The organism is Janthinobacterium sp. SUN118 (assembly GCF_030397695.1).
Taxonomy (GTDB): domain Bacteria; phylum Pseudomonadota; class Gammaproteobacteria; order Burkholderiales; family Burkholderiaceae_D; genus Janthinobacterium.
The window spans coordinates 39685-52043 of sequence record NZ_JAPUBV010000006.1; the positions used below are offsets into that span (position 1 = coordinate 39685).

Sequence of the window (12359 nt, forward strand, 5' to 3'; positions counted from 1 at the left end):
CAGGCGATGCACGCGGCGGTGTCCGGGCGCGCCAGGCAGGTGTCCATGCTTATTTCTTTTCCGCTTTGGCTTTCGCGACCAGCACGTCCATCACGGTCAACGCCTGGGCGTTCAGCTGCTCTTCGGTCCTGGCCGACTTGCTGCCTTGATCCGCTTGCGACGGTGAGGTGATGTAGCGGCCATCGATGGCGATCATGGGCCAGAACGTCACGTTATACGCCTGCATCATGGCGTCCGCATGGCGCACGCGGGCCGAGATACCCATCGAACGGTAGGTGTCGATGAACTTCTGGCGATCCACGCCCTGTTTGGCGACGAAGTCGAACACGGCGTCGTCGGTGTTGAGGCGGTTGCGCTCCACGTGCATGGCCTGGAACACCTTGACATGCAGCTTGTCGAGCAGGCCCATGGCTTGCAGGGTGAAGAACAGGCGCTGTTGCGGCGCCACGCTGTCATCGCGCGAGACGTGCACGCGCTTGAAGACGATGTTGTCGCCCTGTTTCTTGACCCAGGCGGCCAGTTGCGGTTCGAGCACATTGCAATGCGGGCAGTAATACGCGAAAAACTCCGTCACTTCGATCTTCTTGCCCGCGTCCGTCGTCTGCGGCGTCGGCAGGGTTTCATACTCGACGCCATTCTTCGGATCGGCCGGCGAGGCAGATGCGCCCACGGCGGCGGTGCACAGGGCGGCGGCGAACAGGAATTTCTTCAGAAAACGCATGCTGGTTCCTTATTTTTGGTTGCGGACGACGGCGACATCGATGCCGTTTTCGGACAGTTTGGTGCGTGCGCGGTTCATGGCCTCAAGCTGGTTGAATGGCCCGATGCGCACGCGGTGCAGCACGCCGGCGTCGGTGCTGCGGTCGCTGATGGCCGCTTCGAAACCGAGCAGCGCCAGTTTGCCGCGCGTGCTTTCGGCGTCCGCCATGTCATGGAAGGCGCCGGCCTGCAGATAATAAATCCATTTGTCGCCGGCCGCATCGGCCTTGGCCTCGGCTTTCACGTCGGCCTTGGCTTGCGGCGCAGGAGCGGCAGCTGGCGCTTTCGGCGCCGGCTTGTCCTTCAGGGTGCCGATCAGTTCTTGCAGCGCGTCAGGCGGCGGCGCCTTTGGCTGCTGCGCTGGCGCCGGTGCGGGAGCCGGCGCGGCCGGCTGCGTTGGCGTGTTGATTTCGCGCGGTTCCTTGGAAAAATCGCGCGCCGCTTCCTTGGCCGCTTCCTTGTTGCCGTACATCGGCTTGTTCGGGTCGGCGATCTGGCCGGCCGTCGGCTCGGCCGATTTGCCGGCCTTGCCCGACTTGTCGGTGAATGGCGAGGTCCCCTTGGTGATCACCAGGGCGACCACCACGGCGATGCCCAGGCCGATGACCAGGCCGATGATGATGCCGACCAGGGTATTGCCCTGCTGGCGCCGGGCGGAAGAAAAGCGGGAAGCGTGACTCATTTGCGGTTTGACCTTCGCGATTACATTTTATTTGGCGCGGATACGCCAATCAGTGCCAGGCCATTGCGCAGCACCTGGCGCGCGGCGATGACCAGCGCCAGACGGGCCAGCTTGACGGTGTCGTCCTCGACCAGCACTTTTTCGGCAAAGTAGAAGCTGTGCAGGTTGGCCGCCAGGTCGCGCAGGTAGAACGCCACCTGGTGCGGCCCCAGTTCGGCTTGCGCGCGCGCCAGCGTTTCCGGATAGGCGGCCAGGGTCGCCAGCAGGGTCGCCTCGGTCGGCGCCGTCAGTGGCGACAAGTCAACACCGGCGATCGTGCTTTCATCGCCGCCCCAGTTTTCCAGGATGCGGCAGATGCGCGCGTGCGCGTACTGCACGTAATAGACCGGGTTTTCATCGGTCGTTTTCAGCGCCACGTCGACGTCGAAGACGAATTCCGTGTCGGCCTTGCGCGAGATCAGGAAGAAGCGCACGGCGTCGCGGCCCTTGGCGATGTCGCCGCCGCCCGACCATTCGATCAGGTCGCGCACGGTGACGTAGGAGCCAGCGCGCTTCGAGATCTTCACTTCCTCGCCGTCCTTCATGACGGTGACCATCTTGTGCAGCACGTAGTCGGGGTAGCCTTGCGGGATGCCCATGTCGACCGCCTGCAGGCCGGCGCGCACGCGCGCGATGGTGCCGTGGTGGTCGCTGCCCTGGATGTTGATCGCCTGTACGAAGCCGCGCTGCCATTTCACCAGGTGATACGCCACGTCCGGCACGAAATACGTGTAGGTGCCGTCCGTCTTGCGCATGACGCGGTCCTTGTCGTCGCCGAAGTCGGTGGTGCGCAGCCACAGCGCGCCATCCTGCTCATACGTGTGGCCCGCCTTGATCAGCGTTTCCACGGCGCTGTTGACCTTGCCGTCGGCGTACAGCGACGACTCGAGGTAGTAATTGTCGAACTTCACGCCGAACGCCTGCAAGTCGATGTCCTGCTCGTTGCGCAGGTAGGTGACGGCAAACGGGCGGATCGAATCGATGTCGTCCACGTTGCCGTTGGCCGTGGCAGGCTGGCCATCGCTGGCCGAGACGGTCTTGCCGGCCTTGAAATCGTTGGCGATGTCGGCGATGTAGTCGCCGTTGTAGCTTGACTCCGGCCATTCGGCATCGCCGGGCTTGAAGCCGCGCGCGCGCGCCTGCACGGAATTGGCCAGGGTCTGGATCTGCACGCCCGCGTCGTTATAGTAGAACTCGCGCGTGACCTTGAAACCTTGCGCGTCGAACAGCGACGACAGGGCGTCGCCCAGGGCCGCCTGGCGGCCGTGGCCCACGTGCAGCGGACCGGTCGGATTGGCCGAGACGAATTCGAGGATGACCTGCTTGCCGGCGCCTGCCGTGCTGCGGCCGTAATCGGCGCCTTCGCCGAGGATGGTTTTCACCACGGCCTGTTTCGCGGCGGCGGACACACGCACGTTGATGAAGCCGGGGCCGGCGATTTCCACCGCTTCGACCAGGCCTTTGCCGGCCGGATTGGCCAGCACGGCGGTGACGATGGTTTGCGCCAGTTCGCGCGGATTCTGTTTCAGCTGCTTGGCCAGTTGCATGGCGATATTGCAGGCGACGTCGCCATGCGATGCATCGCGTGGTCGCTCGAGCACCACGGATGGCGTCAGCGAAGTGCCGGCCAGGACGGGAGCGAGGGCGGCCTGGAACAGGGCGATGATTTCTTGTTTCTGTTGGGCGAGCATGAGCAGGATGGCGGTGGAACCGCGTTAAGAATGAATAGAATGAATCAAAAAGCAAAACGGACGGCAAGTGGTGACAGCCGCCCAGACTGCGTTAATTATACTGGTTTGCCGCCGGGAACAATACGCTTGCCAGCGGCGCACCCATGCGGGGGCATTTCACGATATTATCAGGAAGGCACGCCCGTGCTGGTGCACGAAAACATCAGCATGGCGCATTCTGCTTGTATATATGCAGTTTTTTGCCGCAATTTACCCGTATCACTGCAATCGCTTGGTCCAGAGGCCGCCACAAACGCTACAATCGACCCTTTATTGATGACGCGCGGCCGCGAATCTGCCCCATGCCGCCAGCCGCGCGCAGCCACACCGGATAATTTATGAACAAGCGCCCCACGCTGAAATTGAAAACCAAGCCGGCGCCAGGCCAGTTTGCCGCACCTGCCGCGCCGAAATTGCGTCCCAGCTACCATCCCGACTTGAAACCGGTCTTGCAGCCTGGCTTCCAACCCGATTTGCGTGCCGACTCGCTGGCGTTTTGCCTGCTGGGCGCTGCCAATGCTGTGGCGCAAGTGCGCACGGGCACGGCCCTGCCGCAGGCGCTGGCCAAGGTGTTTGCGCAATCGAACGCCAGCCCGCAAGCGCGCGGCGCCATCCAGGATATTTCCTACCGCACCATGCGCCAGCTGGGCCGCAGCGAAACCCTGGTCGGCCTGATGACGTCGAAGGCGCCCGAGCCGCCGATGCTGGCCGCGCTGCTGTGCTGCGCGCTGTCTCTGATGTCCGCCGAGCCGGGCGAGCAGCCGTACGAAGAGTTTACCGTTGTGGACCAGGCTGTCACGGTGGCCACGTCGCACCCTGACCTGGCGCATGCCAAGGGCATGGTGAACGCCGTCTTGCGCCGTTTCTTGCGCGAGCGCAAGTCCTTGCTGGAAGCGGCCCTGCAGCAACCCTTGGCGCAATGGAATTATCCGCAGTGGTGGATCGATTCGCTGCGCCTGGCCTATCCCCGCGACTGGCAAGCCATTTTGACGGCGGGCAATGCCGTACCGCCACTGACCTTGCGCGTGAATCGCCGCAAGAGCACGGTGGAAGCGTACCTGGCCGTGCTGGCGGACGCTGGCATCGCCGCGCGCCAGGTGGGGCCGTTTGCCGTGCGCCTGGACAAGCCGATCGGCGTGGCCCTGATTCCCGGCTTCGAACAGGGTGTCGTTTCCGTACAGGATGCCGGCGCGCAATTGGCCGCGCCGCTGCTGGACTTGCAGGACGGCATGCGCGTGCTGGACGCCTGTGCCGCGCCTGGCGGCAAGACTTGCCACATCCTCGAGTTGGCCGATGTGCACGTCACGGCCATCGATGCCGATGCCAAACGCCTGCCGCGCATCGCGGAAAACCTCGAGCGCCTGGGCCTGGACGCGACCTTGAAGGCGCAGGATGCGCAATCGAGCGCGTGGTGGGATGGCCAGCAGTACGACCGCATCCTGGCCGACGTGCCGTGCACGGCCTCGGGCATCGTGCGGCGCCATCCGGACATCCGCTGGTTGCGCCGCAAGGGCGATGCGTTCCAACTTGCAACACTTTCATCCAAAATTCTGGACAACCTGTGGCAGATGCTGCGCCCCGATGGTAAATTGCTGTTCGTGACTTGTTCACTGTGGCCGCAAGAGTCCGAGGCACAGGCGGCGGCATTTGCGGTGCGCAATAATGCGACCCGGTTGACAGCTCCTGGTCAGCTGTTGCCGACTGGCAGCGCGGAGCAGGACCATGACGGTTTGTTCTATGCGCTGTTCCAAAAAAATGCGACTTGAGCGATACGTCGAATCTTTTCCTACGGACTACACCGGCACACTTGTGACAACACGACTCTTCCGACTCCTGGCCCTGCTGCTGATGCTGGCGTGTACCATGCCGCGCGCGCAGGCCGCCGATATGGTCGAGATCACGCGTGCCTACATCGAGTCGAGCGAAGAAGGCTACAAGCTGGCCGCCACCTATTCCTTTGAACTCAATCACGACCTCGATGATGCCGTGCAGCACGGTGTGCCGCTGTTTTTCACGACGGAAATCGAACTGACGCGGCCCCGCTGGTACTGGTTCGATGAAAAGGCCATCGTTGCGCGCCAGACCAGCCGGCTGTCGTACAACGTGCTGACGCGCCAGTACCATGTGTCGGGCGGCGGCTTGCAGCAAAGCTTTGCCACCCTGGACGATGCGCTGTTCCTGATCCGCCGGCCCAGCCGCTGGCTGGTGGCGCCGCGCGGCGCGCTGAAAGTGGGACAGACGTATAACGTGACCCTGCGCATGGGCATGGACCGCGACTACCTGCCCAAGCCGATACAGGTCAATGCCTTCAATAACAGCGACTGGCGCCTGGCTTCGAATAAAAAAACCTTCTTGTATACGGCGGAGTAGTGAGTCAAGCATTGCGCTATCTGCTGGTGGTGGGCGGCGGCATTGTCAGTATCCTGCTGTTCCTGCTGGCCTCGGCTTCCGATAATTCCGGTTTCTTCGACCGCTACTACACCTGGCTGCTGGGCCTGAACGCCGCTGTGGCCGTGTCCCTGCTGGCGCTGGTCGGCATTTCGCTGGGCCGCCTGTATGCCCGCTACAAGAGCGGCAAGTTCGGCTCCAAGCTGATGATGCGCCTGGTGATGCTGTTCGCCGCCGTCGGCATCCTGCCCGGCCTCGTGATTTTCCTCGTCTCCGTGCAATTCGTTTCCCATTCGATCGAATCGTGGTTCAACGTCAAGATTGAAGCGGCGCTCGAGTCGGGCCTGGAACTGGGCCGCGCCGGCCTCGATGCGGCCCTGGTCGAGCTCGACCACCGTGGCCACAAGGCCGTCGAGGAGCTGGGCAGCGACCCGGTGGCCGGTCCGGCGGTACTGACGAGCCTGCTGCGCGAAGAGGGCATGCAAAATGTCATGATCGTCAGCGGCGATGGCGTCCTGCTGGCCAGTGCCGGCCCGCACAGCGCGGCCGACTTGCCGACGCCGGCCATGCTGGCGCAGGCGGCCTTGCCGGCCGGCTATGCCTCCGCCGAAGGCGGGCTGGAATTGCATGACGACAGCATGGAATCGGGCGGCGGCGGCATCCGCGCCGGGCCGCCCGCGGGCGTCGACGCGGCCGCCGGCCTGCGCTTGCGCGTGCTGGTGGTCGTGCCGGGACCGTCCGTGTCGCCCCGCTACCTGCAATTGCTGCAATCGGTGCCACCCAAGCTGGCCACCAACGGCGAGATGCTGCGCGCCGCCTACAGCGAATACAAGGAGCGTTTCGTCGCGCGCGTGGGCCTGCGCAAGATGTACATGGAAATCCTCACCTTGACCTTGCTGCTGGCCATCTTTGGCGCCATCGGCAGCGCCTTCCTGATCGCCGGCAACCTGGCGCAGCCCTTGCTGCTGCTGGCCGAAGGCACGCGGGCCGTGGCCGAGGGCGACCTGTCGCCGCGCCCCATCGTCGCTTCCAAGGACGAGCTGGGCACGTTGACGCAGTCGTTCAACATCATGACGCGCCAGTTGCTCGATGCGCGCACGGCCGTCGAAAGCAACCGCGCCGCGCTGCAGAACGCCAAGGCCCACCTGGAATCCGTGCTGGCGAACATGTCGGCCGGCGTGATGGTGCTCGACGGCGATTTCAAACTGGTGACTTGCAATGAATCGGTCGAGCGCATCCTCCAGCATTCGGGCGCCAGCATGGTGGGCCAGCCGCTGGCAAATGTTGCTGGAATGGAAGAATTCGGCGCGGCCATCATCAGCGCCTTCACGGCGCAGAGCGCGCAATCGGCATCGGGCCGCAACCAGCAGCGCCTGCACTGGCAGCGGCAGATCGAGATTCCGCGCCGCGTCGGCAGCAGTGCCGATGAGCATGACATCGCCCTGCTGGCGCGCGGTTCGCGCCTGCCGCTGGAATCGGGCAGCGGCTATATCGTCGTCTTCGATGATATTTCCGACGTCATTTCCGCGCAGCGTTCGATCGCCTGGGGCGAGGTGGCGCGCCGCCTGGCACATGAAATCAAGAATCCGCTGACGCCCATCCAGCTGTCGGCCGAACGCCTGCAGATGAAGCTCGAAGGCAAGCTGGAGCAGCCGGACGCCGACCTGCTCAGCCGCGCCACCACCACCATCGTCAAGCAGGTCGATGCGATGAAGCGCATGGTCGACGACTTCCGCGACTATGCGCGCACGCCGCCTGCCGTGCTGGTGCCGCTGCGCTTGAACGAGCTGATCGAAGAGATCCTGAACCTGTACCTGCGCGGCGATGATGGCGATATCATCCACCCGCTGCTGGCGCCGAATCTGCCGATGGTGATGGGCGATCCGACCCAGCTGCGCCAGGTTATCCATAACTTGCTGCAGAACGCGCAGGACGCCATGGCGGACTTGCCGCCGGACTCGCCGCATCCGCGGATTGACGTAAGGACGGAAGCAATTCATTATCGCAGTGCGGACGGTGGCGTGAATATCGCCGTGCGGCTGGCAATCACCGACAATGGTCCTGGTTTCGCGCCGAAGATCCTGGCGCGGGCCTTCGAGCCTTACGTCACGTCGAAGGCGCGCGGCACGGGCCTGGGCCTGGCGATGGTGAAGAAAATTATCGATGAACATGGCGGACGCATCGATATCGAGAACCGGGTCGACGGCAATGGCGCTTCGGTGGTCATTTTGCTGTTAAAGTTAGCTCCCGACACTCCTGCCCAGGAATTCCTGGCGTGAGCGTCTGGTTTAGTATTTAAAACACTAATAAAATCATAGTTGTCCGCGCGTGCATCTTGTGCGCGACGGTCGGCGAAATGAGGAAGGCAAGACACGAATGGCAAACATACTCGTAGTGGATGATGAAATGGGTATCCGTGAGTTGCTCTCGGAAATATTGGGCGACGAAGGACATGCTATCCAGCTGGCCGAGAATGCGCAGCAGGCACGCGAGGCAAGGGCGGCAGGTGCGCCGGATCTGGTATTGCTCGATATCTGGATGCCCGATACCGATGGCGTGACCTTGCTCAAGGAATGGCAGCGCGATGGCTTGCTGACCATGCCGGTGATCATGATGTCGGGCCACGCCACCATCGATACGGCCGTCGAGGCGACACGCATCGGCGCACTGAACTTCCTGGAAAAGCCGATTGCCCTGCAAAAGCTGCTCAAGGCCGTCCAGCAAGGCTTGACGCGGGCACAGGAAACCGTGCGCGCGCCGAGCGTGGCGCCGCGTCCGGTGGCGCCCGTCGTGGCGGAGGAAAGCAGCCATCCCGTGCCCAGCTTTGGCGGCAGCGCGCCGCAGCAGTTGATGGTGCGTCCAGGCATCGCCATGCCGGCGGTGGCCGAAGGCCATGGCTACAACCTGTCGTTCGACTTGCCGCTGCGCGAGGCGCGCGATGCGTTCGAGCGCATGTATTTCGAACACCATTTGGGCCGCGAAGGGGGCAGCATGACCCGCGTGGCCGAGAAAACGGGCCTCGAGCGTACCCATTTGTACCGCAAGCTGAAACAGCTGGGTGTCGAACCGGGCAAGCTGGCCAAGAAAAGCCTGTGACGGCAGCCGCGCGGCACGCGACGCCGCTGACCCTGGTCAGTGGCGGGCGTGCCGGTGAGCGCGAAGCTGCCATTGCGCAAGCCCTGCTGCCGGACCAGCCGGCCGCCGTGATCCTGGAAGGGCTGGCCGACGGCAACTCCATCCTGGCCGACCTGGCCGAGCAAGTTTCTCCTTCCCCATCATTTCCTTTGCAATTGTTGCGTATCGCACCCGGTTGCCTGTGCTGCAGCGGCAATCTCGTATTGCGTGTAACATTGAATCGTCTGCTGCGCCATCCGCCCGCGCGCTTGTTCATCAGCCTGGCCGACGCCTCGCACATCGAGCAATTGCGCACCTGGCTGACGGCCAGTCCCTACGATGTCCTGCTGGCCCTCGAGCCGGATCTGCTGGTTTCCTGACTGACGTACCGCAGCCGCAGTTTGCATCTCGTTACAACTCTGTAGCCCGCAGGGTGGCATGGCCGCTTGAAATGGCGCCATGTGAACCCCACCTCTGTTCTGACACCGCAGGAGCTTCTCCTGCTTGAGCGAAGGATGCAAAATGAACCTCATCTATAACAGCGAACAATATAGCGTCGTGGAATTCGGCGCCGACCGCGACCTGGAAGCCCTGCGCTTTGGCGGCTATGAAATCGTCGACAAGGGCGGCAAGCGCGAGACGTTTATCGCCGGCGTCCTGGCCCAGAATTTCCGCCGCGACGTCACGGAATTGATCGCCAGCGAACCGAGCATGGAAGAGATCGATGAATTTTTGGGCAGCTATGATTCCCTCATGAGCCAGCCCGTGCTGCTGCATTAAAGCCGGGGTCGTTTGATGGCGATCGCCACCATACCAATCCGCAAGCCGGCATGGTATGGTGGCTGTGTTATCCAGCTGCAAACAGACCATGTGCCAACTTCTCGGAATGAATTGCAATGTCCCTACGGACATTGTCTTTAGTTTTACCGGCTTCGCCATGCGCGGCGGCCATACCGATACCCACCACGACGGCTGGGGTATCGCCTTTTTCGAGGGTGCCGGCGTGCGCCATTTCGTCGACCACCAGGCGGCCATCGCCTCGCCCGTAGCCGAACTGATCAAGCGTTATCCCATCAAGTCGCGCAATGTCATCGCGCATATTCGTAAAGCAACGCAAGGCCAGGTGGCGCTGGAGAACTGCCACCCGTTCGTGCGCGAGCTGTGGGGCCGCTACTGGGTATTTGCCCACAATGGCGACTTGAAGGAGTTCCATCCCGTGCTGACGGGCAGTTACCGTCCTGTCGGCTGCACGGACAGCGAACTGGCCTTTTGCTACCTGCTGCAGGAACTGCACGCGCGCTTTGGCGACGCCCCGCCGGCGCTGCCGCAGCTGCATGCGGCGCTGGCCGAGCTGTTGCCGAGCATCGCCGCGCATGGTACGTTCAACATGATGCTGTCCAGCGGCGAAGCCCTGTTTGCCCATTGCTCGACCAGTTTGCATTATCTGGTGCGACAACATCCGTTTCCAACTGCTAAACTCTCCGATGAAGACTTGAGCGTGGACTTTTCCCAGGTGACCACGCCGCAGGACCGGGTGGCCGTGATCGTCACCCAGCCGCTGACAACCAACGAGCAATGGACGGCGTTTGCGCCCGGTGAGTTGAAGTTATTTGTCGACGGTATGGTGCAAGAACCTGCAACGGCCTAATTTGTTGACGACAATAATCTTTATTACTGCCAAAATACCCACAGCGCGGGCGAAATTCAGCTAAAGTATTGTCAATAGTGAACCTTGATGCGGGCGCGGCGCGGCCAGTGTCACTCGACGTGATTGATGAAGATTTAATGATCGATATTTCCAGCAACGACATCACCCCGAAACCCTTGCGCGTGCGCGAGTTTTATCTGGGGCGACAACCTATTCTTGACCGCAATCAAGCCTTGTTTGGCTATGAGTTGCTATTCCGCAACGCTCCGGTCGGGCCCGCCAACATTACCAGCGACCTGTCCGCCACGGCTACCGTCATCGCCCATGCTTCGCAGCTGGGCATGGAAAAGGTCATCGGCGATGCGCTCGGTTTCGTCAACGTCGATGCCGATGTGATCATGAGCGACATCTTCGTTTTCTTGCCGCGCGAAAAAGTCGTGCTGGAAATCGTCGAATCGATGCAAGTGACGCCGGCGCTGCGCGCGCGCATCAGCGAGCTGGTGGGCCACGGCTTTACCTTCGCGCTGGAAAACGTCGTGGCCGACACGGCGCAAGTGCAGGAATTGTTGCCGCTGGTGCAATATGTGAAGATGGACATGAGCACCGTCGACCCGGCAGTGCTGGCGACGCTGGCGCCCCGCTTCAAGCAGGAACAGAAGAAACTGGTGGCGGAAAAGGTCGAGACGCGCGAAGAATTCAAGTCGGGCCTGGACCTGGGCTTCGATTACTTCCAGGGTTATTACTTTGCCAAGCCGGCCATCATGACGGGCAAGAAGCTGTCGCCGTCGCAACTGGCCGTCATGGAACTGATGACCCTGGTGACGTCGGACGCCGACAACATGGATATCGAACGCGCCATCAAGCGTGACGTGTCGCTGGCCCTGAACTTGCTGCGTTTAGTCAATACGCCGGCCGTGGGCGCGCGCCAGCGCATCGATTCGCTGAGCCAGGCCGTCACCGTGCTGGGCCGCCGTCAGCTGCAGCGCTGGCTGCAAATCATGCTGTATGCGGAACCAAGCAAGCGGGGCCATAGCATGACGCCGCTGCTGATGCTGGCCACAACGCGCGGCCGTCTGCTGGAATTGCTCGCGCATAAACTGCGTCCGAACCACGCCCATTCCGCCGATATCGCCTTTACGGTCGGCATCATGTCCCTGATGGATACCCTGTTCGGCGTGCCGATGTCGGAAATCCTGAGTCAGATCGAAGTGATCGACGAAGTGGCCGAAGCGCTGCTGTCGCGCGAAGGTTTCTATGGCGACTTGCTGCGCCTGGCCGAATGCATCGAACGCATCGAAGACATGGAAGGCGAGATCGTGCCGACCCTGCGCGACCTGGCCATGTCGCCGGACGACCTGGTGGAGCTGGAAATGGCCGCTTACGAATGGAGCGATAACGTCGTCCGCTACGCGCTGTAGGTCGGATTAGCGCGGCCGTCAGGCCACGCGTAATCCGACGACATTGTTGATGCTGATCGTAGTGATGTCGGATTACGGCCGGCGGCCTAATCCGGCCTGCCCGAATTTTCCGTCCCGGATTGCCATTTTTTGAGAGCCCTGCACGGCGTTGCCGTGGCAGGGCTTTTTTGCGCCTGTAGCGGCGCTAGGCGGCGGCGCCGGGCCAGTGCTTGTGCAGCTCCGGATCGGTGCGTAGTTCCCACAGGGCGAGGATGACGACGGCGATGCCGACGATCAGCTCGTTCCACAGGACGACGCGCTGTTCGGCCAGCCGTAGTATCCACGGCGAGGCGGCGACCCAGACGCCCACCAGCAGGTTGACGACGACGGCCCAGAAATAGGTCTTGTACAGGTCGAAGGCGGCCAGCACGGCGATGACGAGGCCCGAGACAAAGGCGTTGATCATCTGCGGCGAGCCTTCGGGATAGGAAAATGCCCATGGCGAGACGACCAGCCACAGGCCCAGCAACAGGATCACCTGATCCTGCCAGCGTTTGAGTTTGAAATTGGTTGCCATATATCCTCCTTGCCAGTTGGGAACG

General features: G+C 62.3%; 12 protein-coding genes. 8 read left to right on the plus strand and 4 right to left on the minus strand.

The window, feature by feature from the left end; translation table 11 throughout:
* Positions 1–49 precede the first annotated feature (49 nt).
* Genes O0880_RS25850 through argS form a run of 3 tightly spaced genes read right to left on the minus strand, consistent with a single transcriptional unit; the run spans position 50 to position 3171 of the window.
* Entirely contained in the window at positions 50–721 is a 672-nt protein-coding gene (locus tag O0880_RS25850) for a thiol:disulfide interchange protein DsbA/DsbL (protein ID WP_289889388.1), read from the minus strand.
* 9 nt (positions 722–730) lie between these two features.
* Entirely contained in the window at positions 731–1441 is a 711-nt protein-coding gene (locus O0880_RS25855) for an SPOR domain-containing protein (protein ID WP_289889389.1), read from the minus strand.
* A gap of 20 nt (positions 1442–1461) precedes the next feature.
* Complete coding sequence (gene argS / locus O0880_RS25860) at positions 1462–3171, minus strand: arginine--tRNA ligase (protein WP_289889390.1); 1710 nt, start codon at positions 3169–3171, stop codon at positions 1462–1464.
* Between the two features lie 377 nt (positions 3172–3548).
* Between argS and rsmB the strand changes: the two genes are divergently transcribed.
* From rsmB to O0880_RS25900, 8 genes are all read left to right on the plus strand, one after another.
* Entirely contained in the window at positions 3549–4976 is a 1428-nt protein-coding gene (gene rsmB / locus O0880_RS25865; protein ID WP_289889391.1) for a 16S rRNA (cytosine(967)-C(5))-methyltransferase RsmB, read from the plus strand.
* A gap of 43 nt (positions 4977–5019) precedes the next feature.
* Positions 5020–5580 carry a DUF4390 domain-containing protein gene (locus O0880_RS25870; protein WP_232250981.1) on the plus strand — a complete coding sequence of 187 codons (561 nt, stop codon included), beginning with the start codon at positions 5020–5022 and terminating at the stop codon, positions 5578–5580.
* A complete protein-coding gene (locus O0880_RS25875; protein WP_071325427.1) occupies positions 5580–7877 on the plus strand; it encodes an ATP-binding protein in 2298 nt (765 codons plus the stop codon). Before O0880_RS25870 ends, O0880_RS25875 begins: the two co-directional genes overlap by 1 nt.
* A 97-nt stretch (positions 7878–7974) precedes the next feature.
* Positions 7975–8694 carry a response regulator gene (locus O0880_RS25880; RefSeq protein ID WP_071325426.1) on the plus strand — a complete coding sequence of 240 codons (720 nt, stop codon included), beginning with the start codon at positions 7975–7977 and terminating at the stop codon, positions 8692–8694.
* Positions 8691–9092: a GTPase gene (locus O0880_RS25885; protein WP_289889392.1), complete on the plus strand. Its 402-nt coding sequence runs from the start codon at positions 8691–8693 to the stop codon at positions 9090–9092. Before O0880_RS25880 ends, O0880_RS25885 begins: the two co-directional genes overlap by 4 nt.
* A gap of 142 nt (positions 9093–9234) precedes the next feature.
* The gene (locus O0880_RS25890; protein WP_071325424.1) at positions 9235–9492 is read left to right on the plus strand and encodes a DUF3567 domain-containing protein; all 258 of its coding nucleotides are present in this window, start codon (positions 9235–9237) and stop codon (positions 9490–9492) included.
* Positions 9493–9580: 88 nt separating this feature from the next.
* The gene (locus O0880_RS25895) at positions 9581–10360 is read left to right on the plus strand and encodes a class II glutamine amidotransferase (protein ID WP_289889393.1); all 780 of its coding nucleotides are present in this window, start codon (positions 9581–9583) and stop codon (positions 10358–10360) included.
* A 137-nt stretch (positions 10361–10497) separates the two neighbouring features.
* Positions 10498–11778: an EAL domain-containing protein gene (locus O0880_RS25900; protein WP_071325422.1), complete on the plus strand. Its 1281-nt coding sequence runs from the start codon at positions 10498–10500 to the stop codon at positions 11776–11778.
* 184 nt (positions 11779–11962) lie between these two features.
* Here the strand turns inward: O0880_RS25900 and O0880_RS25905 are convergent, their stop codons facing one another.
* Entirely contained in the window at positions 11963–12334 is a 372-nt protein-coding gene (locus O0880_RS25905; RefSeq protein ID WP_071325421.1) for an SPW repeat protein, read from the minus strand.
* Positions 12335–12359: the final 25 nt, after the last annotated feature.